The sequence below is a fragment of the Mesorhizobium sp. M0659 genome (genome assembly GCF_040320605.1).
Lineage (GTDB): Bacteria > Pseudomonadota > Alphaproteobacteria > Rhizobiales > Rhizobiaceae > Mesorhizobium.
Window position 1 is genome coordinate 33,045 of sequence record NZ_JAMYPY010000014.1, and the last position, 12,807, is coordinate 45,851.

Here is a 12,807-nt window from a genome sequence, read left to right on the forward strand (position 1 = left end):
CTTTCGCTTTCGATTATCGCTTTGCCCATGAAACTGCCGACCGATCCCGCCGCCAACCTCGCGACCCTCATACGCTGCGCCTCCGTAACGCCCGCCGAGGGCGGCGCGCTGGCTGCCCTGGAAGGCATGCTGAAGCCGTTCGGCTTTTCCGTCGAACGCCCGGTGTTTTCCGAACACGGCACCCCCGACATCGAGAACCTCTACGCGCGCCGCTCCGGTAATGGGCCGCATCTGATGTTTGCCGGCCATACCGACGTGGTGCCGGCGGGCGACGAGGCGTCGTGGACGCATCCGCCCTTTGCCGCTGAGATCGCCAAGGGCGAGATGTACGGCCGCGGCGCCGTCGACATGAAGGGCGGCATTGCCTGTTTCATCGCTGCCGTGGCGCGCCATGTCGAGAACAAGGGTGGTCCGAAAGGCTCGGTCTCGCTGCTGATTACCGGCGACGAGGAGGGGCCGGCCATCAACGGGACGACAAAACTGCTCGACTGGGCGGCGGCCAGGGGCGAGAGATGGGACGCCGCGATCGTCGGCGAGCCGACCAATCCGGACACGCTCGGCGACATGATCAAGATCGGCCGGCGTGGCTCGATGTCGGGCAGTGTCACGGTCAACGGCCGCCAGGGCCATGTCGCCTATCCATTGCTCGCCGACAATCCGGTGCGCGGCCTGATCAGCCTGGTCGACGCCTTGCTGTCGCCCGTCTTCGACAAGGGCACGAAGGATTTTCAGCCGACCAATCTGGAAGTGACCTCGATTGATGTCGGCAACCCGGCGACCAATGTTATTCCGGCCAAGGCGACAGCCACCTTCAACATCCGCTTCAACGACACATGGACTGCCGAGACGGTGCAGGCCGAGATCCATAACCGCCTCGACCAGGCGGCGAAGCGCAAGAAATACCGGACCGGCAAGACGCCGGTCGACTACGAGTTGATCTGGCGCGACCGGCCGAGCCATGTCTTCCTGACGCGCGACGACAAGCTGATCGGGACGCTGCGCGGGTCGATCAAGGCGACGGTCGGCAAGGAGCCGGCGCTGTCCACCTCGGGCGGAACCTCGGATGCGCGTTTCATCAAGGACTATTGCCCGGTGGTCGAGTTCGGCCTCGTCGGCAAGACCATGCACATGGTCGACGAGCGCGTCGCACTGGCCGACCTCGAGACGCTGACCCAAATCTACCAGCGCTTCATCGATGACTGGTTCGAGCAGGGCTGATCATGCTTTCGGTTGACGAGACCTCTTCATCGCTTAACGGCGCCTGGCGGCTGATGCTCGGAAAGGCCGACGGCTTGCGGCTGCTCGACCTTTCGGCGGACGGCTTCTGGAATTCCTTCTTCGCCATCGTCGTCGCCGCGCCGGCGATGATCGTCGGCTGGGTCGGCACGGCCAACGAGATCGGCGATCCCAATGCGTTCGCAGGTCGGCTGGGCATGTTGGTTCGCCTGGCGACCGTCGACCTCGGCTCGTGGCTGCTGCCCCTGGTTGTGCTTGCCCTGGTCGCATCGCGCGCCGGCATCGGCGACCGCTTCGTCCACTATGTCGTCGCCAGCAACTGGGCGTCAGCGATCACCGCCTGGATGCTGCTGCCTTCAGCGCTGATCAGGCTTTTCCTGCCGTCCGGCAACCCGGTTGCCGAATTGGTGTGGCTGGTTCTGGTGGTGCTTTCGCTGGTACTCTCCTGGCGGATGACCAACGCCACGATCGGCAAGGGCGCGGCTGTCGGCAGCGCCGTGTTCGCAGGCATGTTGGTGGTGTCTCTAGCCGTGTTGTTCGGCCTGGTGGCGCTGCTCGGCATCACTGTGCCGACCGCCGCTCCGGCCTAGAACTTTTCCGGATAGTCCACACCGACGAGAAAAAGCCCGTCGGGCGGCGCCACCTGGCCGCAGGCGGCGCGGTCTTGTGCAGCGAGCGCGGCCTTGAGGTCGGCGGCGGTCCAGCCGCCGTCGCCGACGCGTTTCAGCGAACCGACCATGGAGCGCACCTGGTTGTGCAGGAAAGAGCGCGCCGAGGCCCTGACTTCGATCAGGTCGCCCTGGCGGCTTACATCGAGCAGCTCCAGCGTCCGCACCGGACTGTTGGCCTGGCATTGCGTCGAGCGGAAGGTGGTAAAGTCATGTCGGCCGAGCAGGACTTTCGCCGCTTCGTGCATGGCGTCCGCATCGAGCCGCTTCGGCACCCACCAGACCTTGCCCTTTTCCATCGCTGCAGGCGCGCGCCGGTTGAGGATGCGGTAGAGATAGTGCCGTCCGCTCGCCGAGAAACGGGCGTCGAACTCATTGAGGACAACCGTCGCCTGCAGGATGGCGATGCGCGCGCCCGCCGCCTGCAGGTGCGCGTTGACGGCGTCGCGCACCTTGTCGTTTGGCCATGCCTTGGCGAGGTCGACATGCGCCACCTGGGCGGTCGCATGCACCCCGGCGTCGGTGCGGCCGGCGGCGCGTATCCGCACCGCCTCACCGCAGAATTTCTCGATCGCCTGCTCTATCGCCTGCTGCACCGAAGGCTGATCCGCCTGGTGTTGCCAGCCGGCGAAGAGGCTGCCGTCATATTCGATATCGAGACGAAAACGCGGCATACACCCTTCGTTCAGGCGGCGAGTGCGGTAAAGGCCTGGGCGTAGACCAGTTTGCCTTTTTCGGGTGCGTCACCCCAGGCCAGCGCCTGCAGCGCTTCGCCCTGATATTCGCTCTCGAACTTTTCGGCCCGCGCATGATTGTAGCCGAAGCGGCCGTAATAGGCCGGATCGCCCAACACAACGGCGAGCGTCTCGCCGGCATCCCTGAGGCGGATATGCGCCTCGCGGATCAGCGCACCGCCAATGCCCGAGCCGTGGAACGAAGGTTCCACCGCCAACGGCGCCAGCGCCACGGCTGCAAACTGCTTGCCGCCGTTCTGAACGAACAGCCTGGAAAACAGGATGTGGCCGACCACCTGGCCGTCTTCTTCCGCCACCAGTTCGACAACGGCGTCGCCGCCGGTGACCAGAGCGTCGACCAGCCCGGCCTCCGCCTGCTGGCCGAATGCGTGTTCCTCGACGAGGCGTATAGCCTCGCGGTCCCGCGGCGTCGCGCCGCGTATCGACATCATGCTCATGAGAACTTCATTCCCTTTTCGATCTTGGCCCCGCGCAGAAACTCCTGCGCGGCAGCAGGCTTTCCGCCCGCCCGTTGAACTTCGACCAGCCTGACCGCGCCCGACCCGCAGGCGACCGTCAGCCGGTCATCGAGAATTCCTCCCGACTCGCCCATGCTTTCAGAAAGCGTACCTTCAGAAAGGGTCGAGCGAAGCAGTTTCAGCCGTTCCGTGCGGCCGCCGATGTCGGCCTCGCACCAGGCGCCCGGGAATGGCGACAGGCCGCGAATGTGATTGTGGACCTCCGCAGCCGGGCGCGTCCAGTCCACACGTGTCTCCGACTTATCGATTTTCCTGGCGTAGGTCACCCTGTCAGCCGCCTGCAAAGTCGATGCCAGGGTATTTGTCTCCAATCGGGACAGCGCTTCCACCATCAGCGTGGCAGCAATATTCATCAAGCGGTCGTGCAGATCGCCGGCGGTCATGTCGGGCTCTATGGCGCATTTTTCAACCAGTGCCACCGGACCGGTGTCCAGGCCCTCTTCCATGCGCATCACCATCATGCCGGTTTCGACGTCGCCGGCCATAATGGCGCGCTGGATGGGAGCTGCACCACGCCAACGCGGCAAAAGCGAGGCGTGGCCGTTGAGGCAGCCGAGGCGCGGAGCCTCCAAAATACCCTTCGGCAACAGCAAACCATACGCGACGACGACCGCGACATCGGCACGCAACGCATAGAAAGCAGCTTGCTCGGCCTCGCCCTTCAGCGACAGCGGCGTGCGCACTTCGATGCCCAGCCGCTCAGCCTCGCGCTGCACCGGCGACGGTGTCAGCTCCAGCCCGCGGCGGCCCGCGGCGCGCGGCGGCTGGGTGTAGACGGCTGCTATCTCGTGCCCGGCCTCGGCAATCGCGCGCAGCACCGGCACCGAAAACTCCGGCGTGCCCATGAAGATGACGCGAAGCGGCATTTTTCGTCCAGTATCCTGTTCTGCGCGCGGCAGTCCGCTCAAGCGTCTGCTTCAAACGGGTTTACGATCTTGAGGTCAAGCTCTTCGAAGTCCTTAATATTGCGCGTCGCCAGCATAGCGTCGTGCGACAGGCAGATGGCAGCGATCATGGCATCGGAAAGGCTGATCGGCCGGCCGATAGTTTCCCGCATTGCCCGGAGCTTGCCCGCCAGACGGGGAATGGGACCGGCAAATTCGACGACACGTCCCGAAAACTGCTTCGAAACCAGGTGGTCAAGTGCACGGACGTGGCGGTCCGAGCCGGTCTTGTTGAGAAACCTTTCGGCTCCAAAGGACTGCTCCATGACAACAGGACCGCAGAGATAGAGGTCGAGCAGGTCCTGTCTGCGAAACCACTTAGCGACGTTTGGATCGGGCGCGGGCCGGCTCGCTTCCGAGACGACATTGGTATCGAGGATTATCACTCGAAATTCTCAATGGTGCGGCCAAAGTCGCGTTTCCGTTCCGCTTCGATCTCATCCATCATCTGCGCAAATTCGTCGCTGATTGCATTTTCCGAGGCGAAGGCAGCGCGAATCGCATCCCAAGCCGTGAGTCCAGGCTCGGCCTTGCCTTCTTTTTCCGCAACCATGCCTTTTCGCAATAAATCGATCGCCTTGATCGAGAGGCTTTGGCCGCCCTTGCGTGCCGCATGCTCGATTTCACGCTTCAACGGCTCGGGAATATCTCTGATCAACATATCGCCCATCTGAGTCTCCAGTCTGATATCAATGATATCACGCTAGGAAGCGTCTCTCAATAGGGGCGGGTCGAGACGGGATTTTGTGCGAGTCGCCGAAAGCAGGGCCTATCCCACCAGCTTGCCCGGCGCCTTGTCCTTGGCGAGCTTCTTGAACTTCTTGACCACCATGTCGCGCTTCAGCTTCGAGATGTGGTCGATGAACAGCACACCGTTGAGATGGTCGATCTCGTGCTGCAGGCAAGTCGCCATCAGGCCTTCGGCCTCGATCTCCTGCAGCTTGCCGTCGCGGTCGAGATATTTCACGCGCACCGAGGCGGGACGCTCGACCTCGGCGTAATAGTCCGGGATCGACAGGCAGCCTTCCTCGTAGACCGAGCGGGCGTCGGCGCTTTCGAGGATTTCGGGATTGATGAAGACATGCGGCGCCGGCGGCTCGTCTTCCTTGGCGAGGTCGATGACCAGCATGCGCAGCGGCTCGCCGATCTGGATTGCGGCCAAACCGATGCCCGGCGCATCATACATCGTCGCCAGCATGTCGTCGGCCAGTTTGCGCAAAGGCGCGTCGACGCGTTCGACTGGTTTGGAAACCTGGCGCAGGATGGGATCGGGAAGGATGATGAGCGGCTTGATCGACATGGCGCCTCACCTAAAACGTCGCAGGAGAAGCGTCAACCGGTGCGAATCGGTCTCGTTCACGTTTTGATCTGTGCCAGGTCTGCGAATCGGCTATGCTGGCGGGATGAACGACCTGAGCACCATCCTTTCCGAACCCGTTGCCCGGCTTGGCGCCACGACGATCACGCTCGGCCATGCACTGGCCCTCGGCGCGCTGGTGTTTCTCGGCCTGTTCCTGGCGCTTGTCGTGGCGCTGTGGCGATCGGCCAAGGCGCGCACCATCGCCGCGGCGGAAGCCGCCGACCACGCCCGCGACGCCGAGGCGCGGATGGCCGGCATTTTGCAAAGCCAGGCCGAGATGCAGGGCCGCATGGGCGCCATCGCCGACGTGTTCGGCGCAAGGCAGGCCGAACTCAACCAGTCGATCGGCCAGCGCCTCGACGCCATGACCGGCAGGCTCGGTCAAACCATGACCGAACAGACCAAATCGACGCATGAGAGCCTCGCCAAACTGCAGGAACGGCTGGCGGTCATCGACACCGCGCAAGGCAACATTCAGTCGCTGGCCGGCCAGGTCGTGCAATTGCAGGCGATCCTGTGCAACAAGCAGACGCGCGGCGCCTTCGGCCAGTCGCGCATGGAGGCGATCGTCGCCGACGGCCTTCCGATGGGCGCCTACGAGTTCCAGGCAACGCTGTCAAACGGCAGCCGTCCCGACTGCCTGGTCAGGATGCCGAACGGTGCGCCGCAGCTTGCCATCGACGCCAAGTTTCCGCTGGAAGCCTGGAACGCCATCCGCGCCGCCGATGGCGCCGAACGACAGAAGATCGCGGCCCAGGCTTTCCGCCGCGACATCGAAATTCACGTCCGCGATATCTCGGAAAAATACCTGATCCAGGGCGAGACGCAGGACACCGCCTTCATGTTCGTGCCGTCGGAATCGGTGTTCGCCGAAATCCACGAGAATTTCGACGCCGTGGTCCAGAAGGCGCACCGGGCGCGTGTCATCATCGTCTCACCGTCGCTTTTGATGCTGTCGATCCAGGTCATCCAGGCCATCCTCAAGGACGCCCGCATGCGCGAACAGGCGCATCTGATCCAGGGCGAGGTGATCCGGCTGATGGAAGACGTCGCGCGCGTCGACGAACGCGTGCGCCGGTTGCAGACGCATTTTGGCCAGTCGGCCAAGGATATCGACGAGATACTGGTGTCGACGTCGAAGGTGACCAAGCGCGGCCAAAAGATCGAAGCGCTGGAGTTTGGAGAAAACGAAGCCGAAGTGCGCGGTGGCGGACCCGCCAAGGCCGAAGCCGGAGTGCGGGTGGCGGATTCCAAGACGGGGCAGCTCAGGCTACGTGTCGTCGAAGGCGACGATTAAAGCGCGTCGCGCTGAACGGATTCATACGACGCGCTTTAAAAGTCTTTGTTTTGATGCATGTCGTTGTCCCAGAACCGCGGCACACTTCTGGGCGCCATGCATTAGACCGTAGCCACGATCACGTGCGCCTGGATCTTGGCCGCAACCTCGCCGCTGCCGTGTCTGGCTGCAATCACGGACGCGGCGTGATCGGTTGCGGCTTCCAGTTTTCCTCTAGCCTCGATTTCGTTGCGAAGCGGAGTTCCCTGGCAATAGGCAACCGCCGGAAGGCGCGGCGAGGAGGCACGGCTTTGTTCGGCCCTCGTGTCGATCACCACACGGGAGAAACCTGCGGCTTCCAACTCGCCGCGGATCAATGCAATGTCATTGTAGCCGTGCGGCGTGCGGGCGAGAAAGCGGGGCGGATCGTTCGGAAAAATCTCCGCAAGAGCATTCGTCACATCATTGGCGAATACATTCTCTTCGATGCGATCCCACACGTTGAACAGGAAATGGCCGCCGGTCTTCAGGACCCGCTTTGCTTCGCGATAGCCGGCGGCTCGGTCGGGAAAGAACATCGCGCCGAACTGACAGCAAACGAGATCGAAAGCCGCATCTTCGAACGGCAGCGCCAGAGCATCCGCCTGACGCCATTGTATACGACTGTCGGGAGCTTGTCGCGAGGCCGCGTAGTCGAGCATAGGCTGGTTGAGGTCGGTCACGACATAGCTTGCGCCGGGAGACAGTTTTGGAGCCAATGCGCGGGTGACAACGCCGGTACCGGCGGCGACTTCCAGGACGGCGCCGGGCGACAAGGACGCTGCCCGTCGTGCCAAATCCGCGGCGAACGGCTCGAAGATCAGCGGCACCATGTAATGGTCGTAGTTTTCCGGAATCGAGCCGGCAAACACTTTGTCCGTTTCCGACATTGCTATCCCCCGCCATCCGTTTGATGGCTAGCCTAGCACATTATTGGCTGGTTTGGGCCGCGTTTAACCGGGAGGCAGGTGCTACTGCGCCTCTACGATGCTTACGCCCTCGAATTCCGGAAGCCAGTGCAGGGCCGATCGGTGCCATTTCTGTTGGGTCGGAACGAGATCCTCGCGTTGCCGCGCGGTCCCCGCCCTGATCCCATAGACCTTCGGCCCGTCGCCAACCGACGTTGCGTAAAGATGGGAACCGCAGTCGCCGCAGAACGCCTGGGCACGCTTGGCGCCGCTCGATCCCGTCTTGATATAAACCTTCGGTGTGCCCTTTGTGATCCTATAATGATCCTCAGGCGCGGGAACAGTGACACGAAAGGCGGTACCGGTCAGTTGCTGGCAGTCGGTGCAATGACAGATAGAGGTCTTTTCCGGGTCGACGTCTGCTTCATAAGTTATGGCGCCGCAATGGCACCCACCATCGATTTTCATCGTTGATTCTCCGAAATCCGTCGGGTGATCTTAGCGGGACCAGGCGATGGCGCCAACGGTGGACTGCTGGTCCAGAACTAGTCCGACGCCGCCTCGACCTGCTTGCGCCGGTGCTCCCAGGTTCCGGTCGTCTGCGGCTTGACGAACAGTCTGGTGATCTCCGGCATTTCTTTTTTCAAGAGCGCCTCGATGCGCTCGACACAGGCTTCGATCTCAGGCGCCGTCAGATGGTCCTCGAATTCGATGCTCAGCCCAGCGACGATCTGTTGCGGGCCGAGATGGACGGTGAGAACGCCGTTGGCCCGCTGCACTGCCGGATCCTGCTGGGCGATGGCCAGCACCTTGGCCTGCACTTCCGGCGAGGCCGGCTCACCGATGAGCAATCCCTTGCTTTCGCGCGCCAGAAAGATGGCGGTGGCGCCGAGGATCATCGCGATGCCGATCGAGGCGACGCCGTCGAGCTCGGGCATGTCGAGGAGTTCGGCCGCCAATATGCCGGCGAAGGCGACGAACAGACCGAGCAGGGCGGCGCTGTCCTCGAACAGGATCGTGTAAACGCTCGGATCCTTGCTCGATTGCACGGCCTGCAGCCAGCCTTGGTTGCCCTTCTGCTGGCGGAACTCCTTCAGCGCCACGTACCAGGAGCTGCCCTCGAACAGCATTGAGAGGCCCAGCACAATGTAGTTGATTTTGGGATTGGCGACCGGCTGAGGCGCCATGATGTGGACGACGCCTTCATAGAAGGACACGCCAGCGCCGAGCGCAAAGACGAGCAGGGCGACAATGAAGCTCCAGAAATACAGCTCGCGGCCATGGCCGAGCGGGTGCGTGCGGTCCGGCGGACGGGCGGCGCGGTGCATGCCGTAGAGCAGCAGCCCGCCATTGCCGGTATCCACCAGCGAGTGCACGCCTTCCGACAGCATCGCCGAGCTGCCGGTGAAGAAGGCGGCGACGAATTTGGTCATAGCAATAGCTAAATTACCGGCGAGCGCCGCGTAGATGACCGTCTTCGACCCGCCATGCGCTGCCATGCTGTCCCTCCAAGGCGCCCAATGTAACGGCCTGCCGCCGAGCTCCACAGGCATCACAACGCACGAATCGCCTGGTCGTTCAGGTTGAAGGCCAGCTTGCGGAAAGACGCCCCTATTCGATGATCTCGTCCGTCCACACCTTGAAACCAGCCAGCGTGCCCGGTCCGAAGATGTGGGTCAGCGGCACGTCGGCGGCGTCGCGACCCGACGCGATCAGGATGCGGCCGATGCGTGGCGAATTGTTGCGCGGGTCAAAGACATGCCAGCGGCCACCGAGATAGACCTCCATCCAGGCTGCGAAATCCATGCTCGCCCAAGGTTTGGGCAGGCCGATGTCGCTGATGTAGCCGGTGCAGTAGCGGGTCGGGATGTTTAGCGCACGGCAGAAGGTGACGGCGAGGTGGGCAAAGTCACGGCAGACGCCGCTTTGCTGGCGATAGGCTTCCGCCGCGGTGCGGGTCGGCCGCGCATTGCCGTAGCTGAAGACGATGTGGTTGTGGACGAAGTCGCAGACCGCCTGGACGCGCGCAATGCCAAGCGGCGTATGCCCGAACAGCCGCCAGGCTTCGCTGGCCAGCAGATCGCTCTCGCAAAAGCGGCTCGGCAACAGGAAGAGCAATGTGTCCGACGGCAGATCGCGCACCTCGTGCTGCCAGGCCATCAGGTCGCCCATCTCGAACGTGCCGGGGTCGCGGATTACCGAATCGGTGCCGAAGGTGAAGCGCCCGGGCGGGGCGACGAAACGGTTGCACCAATTGCCGAAACTGTCGCGGTAGCTCTGGATCGGCACCGGCGGGTTGGAGGTCAGGAAATCCGGGCGCTCGAGATCGGAGGCCCTGGAGTAGTGGACATTGAGCATCGCGATCAGCGGCGTTTCCTGCGGAAAATCGAAACTCATCTCGCTGCCGATGCGGATTCGCATTGTCGTCCTGACCGCACCGCCTGATCATCGCCGGGCGAAGGCATGGCCGATGCTGCAGTGCGAAGACAACCATGGCACGGACCGCAATGGTTTACGAGCAAATTAGAAACCGGTTGAAAGCGGCCCGTCGGCGCCGGCGACAGACGCCAGCCCTCTTGCAGTCCGGCGTTTCTCTTGTTTCACTTGGCCTCCCAGCAACTGGAGGAACGAATCATGGCTAAAGGTGCGATGAAGGCGGGCAAGGAAGCTCGGAAGCCGAAAAAAGACGCCAAGAAGCCTGCCGCGGCTCCGGCGCTGAAGGCGCCGCCCGTGAAGGCGATGAGGCTTAAGGAAAAGTAAGCCCGCCTCGGAAGATCTTGGACGGTTGAAATCCGGACAAACCGTTTCGGCGCAGATTTTGACACCGGCGGCATGAACGATGCGGCCGGTGTTTTTGTTGATCGCACCGGCGCAGCCGCTTGTGTCGAAGCGGCGAGGACGACCTCGCGCCTTTCTCAAAAATCCGGCCGGGACGACCCGCCATCCTCGTGGAAGGAGTGCATCCCGATGTCGTGGATTTTTCTGTTCTTCGCTGGTCTGTTCGAAATCGGCTGGGCGATCGGCCTCAAATACACCGACGGCTTCTCGAAGCCGCTGCCGACGGTGCTCACTGTCGCCTCGATGATCATCAGCCTCGGGTTGCTCGGCCTGGCGCTCAAGACGCTGCCTGTCGGGACGGCCTATGCGGTGTGGACCGGCATCGGCACGGTCGGCACGGCGCTTCTTGGCATCTGGCTGCTGGGCGAGCCTGCGACGGCCATCCGGCTCGCCTGCATTGCGCTCATCGTCTGCGGCATTATGGGGCTGAAGCTCGCCGCCTGAGCAAAGCAACCAAGGAAATCGACGCACAAACACATTCAGGGCCGCTGGAAGGCGACCCTGATGTCCGATCGTTTCGATCGAAGCGTTAGCGGGCGGAGAAGCCCGGAGGCGTCCTGCCGGTACGCTGCTTGCGCGCCGCATAGCGTGCGTCGCGCTTGGCCTTGCGTTCGGCTTCGTCGGCCAGCAAACGGGCGATGCGCTCGTTTTCTTCGGCTTCCTTGATCTTCGCTTCAGCCTGCGCTGCCTCTTCGGCCGCAATACGCGCCGCTTCGGCTGCTGCCTCGCGCTCGGCCTTCTCGACCGCCTCGCGTGCCAGCTTTTCCTGCTTCAGCCTGGCCTTTTCGGCCTCGCGTATTTCGCGAGCCTCAAGAATCGCCTTGCGTTCGGCCTGTTTGGCCAGAACCGCAGGATCATCAGCCGCCGGCTTCGACTTGAAGCGCTCCAGAAGCGCCTTCTTTGCCTCGTTCGCGGCATTGCGCCGCTCGAAAATGTCTTTTTCCCTGTAGATAGCCAAGTCCACTTCCCTGAAGTCAATTCGCGACGCTTACATACGCGCGAAAACCGAGAGTTCAAGCGCCAAAACGGTATGCCAGCCATGAAAGTTTAGGCTGTTGCAGCCGGGAGACGCGTTTTCCCTGAAACAAAGCCGGCCGAAACCGACATGCACTGTTCACTATCCGCCCCTCTGGCGGCCGGGGCGGCTCGCCGCTACCTCTAGCGGCAAATCAGAACATTTGGATGACATGCCATGGAACTCGGTCTCTACACTTTCGCCGACGTCAGCCCGGAGCCCGGCCCCGGCGCGATCGGCCCGCATCAGCGGCTGCGCAATCTGATCGAGGAGGTCGAGCTGGCTGACCAGGTTGGCCTCGACGTCTTTGGTCTGGGCGAACATCACCGCCCCGACTATGCCGCGTCCGCGCCGGTGGTGGCGCTGGCCGCTGCCGCCGAACGCACCAAGCGCATCAAGCTGACCAGCGCGGTCACCGTGCTGTCCTCCGACGATCCGGTTCGCGTCTTCCAGCAGTTCGCAACGCTCGACCTTTTGTCGGGCGGCCGGGCCGAGATCATGGCCGGGCGCGGCTCGTTCATCGAATCCTTCCCGCTGTTCGGCTACAATCTCGAGGATTATGACGAGCTGTTCGCCGAAAAGCTCGATTTGCTGCTGGCCATACGCGACAGCGTCAAAGTTACCTGGTCCGGCAATCTGCGCGCGCCGATCAACGACCGCGGCGTCTATCCGCGGCCGCTGCAGGACAAATTGCCGATCTGGATCGCAATAGGTGGAACGCCGCAATCTGCGGCGCGCGCGGGCGTGCTCGGCCTGCCGCTGGCGCTGGCCATCATCGGCGGTGAGCCGGCGCGGTTTGCACCGCTGTTCGACATTTATCGCGATGCCGCCAGGCGGGCCGGTACCGACCCCTCGGGCCTTGCCACCAGCATCAATGTGCACGGCTTCATCGCCGGGACCACTGAACAGGCGGCCGACGATTTCTACGGCCCGCAGGCCGAAGTGATGAACCGCATCGGCCGCGAGCGCGGCTGGGGCCCGACCTCGCGGGCGCATTTCGATCAGTCGCGTGGTCCGAACGGCGCGCTGTTTGTCGGTAATCCGGAGCAGGTGGCGGAAAAGATCGTCGCCCAGCACAAGATCTTCAACAATGACCGCTTTCTGCTGCAGATGGCGATCGGCGCCATGCCGCACGCCAAGATCATGAAGGCGATCGAACTCTACGGCACCAAGGTGGCGCCGATCGTGCGCAAGGAGACCGCCAAGCCCGGCGTCGCCGTCGCAGCGCCAGCCGCCTGAGCGACGGGCGG

The 12,807-nt window shown here is 63.0% G+C and carries 17 protein-coding genes; 6 read left to right on the forward strand and 11 right to left on the reverse strand.

What is annotated here, in order from left to right:
- Window positions 1-27: 27 nt before the first annotated feature.
- Both dapE and NKI31_RS21335 read left to right on the forward strand, forming a co-directional pair.
- Window positions 28-1,218 carry a succinyl-diaminopimelate desuccinylase gene (gene dapE, locus NKI31_RS21330; RefSeq protein ID WP_352519065.1) on the forward strand — a complete coding sequence of 397 codons (1,191 nt, stop codon included), beginning with the start codon at window positions 28-30 and terminating at the stop codon, window positions 1,216-1,218.
- A 2-nt stretch (window positions 1,219-1,220) separates the two neighbouring features.
- Window positions 1,221-1,826 carry a hypothetical protein gene (locus NKI31_RS21335; protein WP_023821725.1) on the forward strand — a complete coding sequence of 202 codons (606 nt, stop codon included), beginning with the start codon at window positions 1,221-1,223 and terminating at the stop codon, window positions 1,824-1,826.
- Here the strand turns inward: NKI31_RS21335 and truA are convergent.
- The 6 genes from truA to def form a co-directional block, all read right to left on the reverse strand.
- A complete protein-coding gene (gene truA / locus NKI31_RS21340) occupies window positions 1,823-2,578 on the reverse strand; it encodes a tRNA pseudouridine(38-40) synthase TruA (RefSeq protein WP_023821724.1) in 756 nt (251 codons plus the stop codon). The two genes, NKI31_RS21335 and truA, sit on opposite strands and share 4 nt — an antisense overlap.
- Before the next feature lie 11 nt (window positions 2,579-2,589).
- Complete coding sequence (locus NKI31_RS21345) at window positions 2,590-3,096, reverse strand: GNAT family N-acetyltransferase (RefSeq protein WP_023728813.1); 507 nt, start codon at window positions 3,094-3,096, stop codon at window positions 2,590-2,592.
- Entirely contained in the window at window positions 3,093-4,043 is a 951-nt protein-coding gene (fmt, locus tag NKI31_RS21350; RefSeq protein ID WP_023696041.1) for a methionyl-tRNA formyltransferase, read from the reverse strand. The genes NKI31_RS21345 and fmt overlap by 4 nt, the downstream gene beginning before the upstream one ends.
- Window positions 4,044-4,081: 38 nt before the next feature.
- Window positions 4,082-4,507, reverse strand: a complete 426-nt coding sequence (locus tag NKI31_RS21355; RefSeq protein ID WP_023732763.1) for a type II toxin-antitoxin system VapC family toxin — start codon at window positions 4,505-4,507, stop codon at window positions 4,082-4,084.
- Window positions 4,504-4,791, reverse strand: coding sequence for a hypothetical protein (locus tag NKI31_RS21360; protein WP_023696043.1), 288 nt, complete (start codon window positions 4,789-4,791; stop codon window positions 4,504-4,506). The genes NKI31_RS21355 and NKI31_RS21360 overlap by 4 nt, the downstream gene beginning before the upstream one ends.
- A gap of 99 nt (window positions 4,792-4,890) precedes the next feature.
- Window positions 4,891-5,421, reverse strand: coding sequence for a peptide deformylase (gene def, locus NKI31_RS21365; protein ID WP_023673213.1), 531 nt, complete (start codon window positions 5,419-5,421; stop codon window positions 4,891-4,893).
- 103 nt (window positions 5,422-5,524) lie between these two features.
- Between def and NKI31_RS21370 the strand changes: the two genes are divergently transcribed.
- A complete protein-coding gene (locus NKI31_RS21370; protein ID WP_352652498.1) occupies window positions 5,525-6,778 on the forward strand; it encodes a DNA recombination protein RmuC in 1,254 nt (417 codons plus the stop codon).
- 101 nt (window positions 6,779-6,879) lie between these two features.
- Here the strand turns inward: NKI31_RS21370 and NKI31_RS21375 are convergent, their stop codons facing one another.
- The 4 genes from NKI31_RS21375 to NKI31_RS21390 form a co-directional block, all read right to left on the reverse strand.
- On the reverse strand, window positions 6,880-7,686 hold the full coding sequence (locus NKI31_RS21375; RefSeq protein ID WP_023673211.1) for a class I SAM-dependent methyltransferase: 807 nt from the start codon (window positions 7,684-7,686) through the stop codon (window positions 6,880-6,882).
- 81 nt (window positions 7,687-7,767) lie between these two features.
- The gene (locus tag NKI31_RS21380; RefSeq protein ID WP_023673210.1) at window positions 7,768-8,172 is read right to left on the reverse strand and encodes a GFA family protein; all 405 of its coding nucleotides are present in this window, start codon (window positions 8,170-8,172) and stop codon (window positions 7,768-7,770) included.
- Between the two features lie 77 nt (window positions 8,173-8,249).
- Window positions 8,250-9,203, reverse strand: coding sequence for a cation diffusion facilitator family transporter (locus NKI31_RS21385; protein ID WP_023696044.1), 954 nt, complete (start codon window positions 9,201-9,203; stop codon window positions 8,250-8,252).
- Window positions 9,204-9,315: 112 nt separating this feature from the next.
- The gene (locus tag NKI31_RS21390; RefSeq protein WP_023739792.1) at window positions 9,316-10,125 is read right to left on the reverse strand and encodes a transglutaminase-like domain-containing protein; all 810 of its coding nucleotides are present in this window, start codon (window positions 10,123-10,125) and stop codon (window positions 9,316-9,318) included.
- A gap of 213 nt (window positions 10,126-10,338) precedes the next feature.
- Here NKI31_RS21390 and NKI31_RS21395 point away from each other — a divergent pair, with 213 nt between their 5' ends.
- Entirely contained in the window at window positions 10,339-10,464 is a 126-nt protein-coding gene (locus tag NKI31_RS21395) for a hypothetical protein (RefSeq protein WP_006200611.1), read from the forward strand.
- Between the two features lie 207 nt (window positions 10,465-10,671).
- The gene (gene sugE, locus NKI31_RS21400) at window positions 10,672-10,986 is read left to right on the forward strand and encodes a quaternary ammonium compound efflux SMR transporter SugE (protein ID WP_023681326.1); all 315 of its coding nucleotides are present in this window, start codon (window positions 10,672-10,674) and stop codon (window positions 10,984-10,986) included.
- 85 nt (window positions 10,987-11,071) lie between these two features.
- On the opposite strand, the gene NKI31_RS21405 is transcribed toward sugE, so the two are convergent.
- Window positions 11,072-11,500: a DUF6481 family protein gene (locus tag NKI31_RS21405; protein WP_023673205.1), complete on the reverse strand. Its 429-nt coding sequence runs from the start codon at window positions 11,498-11,500 to the stop codon at window positions 11,072-11,074.
- Between the two features lie 234 nt (window positions 11,501-11,734).
- Between NKI31_RS21405 and NKI31_RS21410 the strand changes: the two genes are divergently transcribed.
- Window positions 11,735-12,796: an LLM class flavin-dependent oxidoreductase gene (locus NKI31_RS21410; RefSeq protein ID WP_023739793.1), complete on the forward strand. Its 1,062-nt coding sequence runs from the start codon at window positions 11,735-11,737 to the stop codon at window positions 12,794-12,796.
- The last annotated feature ends 11 nt before the right edge of the window (window positions 12,797-12,807 follow it).

Coding starts and splice junctions, on each gene's coding strand:
- dapE (WP_352519065.1), top strand. CDS start 28: ATGAAACTGCCGACCGATCCCGCCGCCAACCTCGCGACCCTCATACGC.
- NKI31_RS21335 (WP_023821725.1), top strand. CDS start 1,221: ATGCTTTCGGTTGACGAGACCTCTTCATCGCTTAACGGCGCCTGGCGG.
- truA (WP_023821724.1), bottom strand. CDS start 2,578: ATGCCGCGTTTTCGTCTCGATATCGAATATGACGGCAGCCTCTTCGCC.
- NKI31_RS21345 (WP_023728813.1), bottom strand. CDS start 3,096: ATGAGCATGATGTCGATACGCGGCGCGACGCCGCGGGACCGCGAGGCT.
- fmt (WP_023696041.1), bottom strand. CDS start 4,043: ATGCCGCTTCGCGTCATCTTCATGGGCACGCCGGAGTTTTCGGTGCCG.
- NKI31_RS21360 (WP_023696043.1), bottom strand. CDS start 4,791: ATGGGCGATATGTTGATCAGAGATATTCCCGAGCCGTTGAAGCGTGAA.
- def (WP_023673213.1), bottom strand. CDS start 5,421: ATGTCGATCAAGCCGCTCATCATCCTTCCCGATCCCATCCTGCGCCAG.
- NKI31_RS21370 (WP_352652498.1), top strand. CDS start 5,525: ATGAACGACCTGAGCACCATCCTTTCCGAACCCGTTGCCCGGCTTGGC.
- NKI31_RS21375 (WP_023673211.1), bottom strand. CDS start 7,686: ATGTCGGAAACGGACAAAGTGTTTGCCGGCTCGATTCCGGAAAACTAC.
- NKI31_RS21380 (WP_023673210.1), bottom strand. CDS start 8,172: ATGAAAATCGATGGTGGGTGCCATTGCGGCGCCATAACTTATGAAGCA.
- NKI31_RS21385 (WP_023696044.1), bottom strand. CDS start 9,203: ATGGCAGCGCATGGCGGGTCGAAGACGGTCATCTACGCGGCGCTCGCC.
- NKI31_RS21390 (WP_023739792.1), bottom strand. CDS start 10,125: ATGCGAATCCGCATCGGCAGCGAGATGAGTTTCGATTTTCCGCAGGAA.
- NKI31_RS21395 (WP_006200611.1), top strand. CDS start 10,339: ATGGCTAAAGGTGCGATGAAGGCGGGCAAGGAAGCTCGGAAGCCGAAA.
- sugE (WP_023681326.1), top strand. CDS start 10,672: ATGTCGTGGATTTTTCTGTTCTTCGCTGGTCTGTTCGAAATCGGCTGG.
- NKI31_RS21410 (WP_023739793.1), top strand. CDS start 11,735: ATGGAACTCGGTCTCTACACTTTCGCCGACGTCAGCCCGGAGCCCGGC.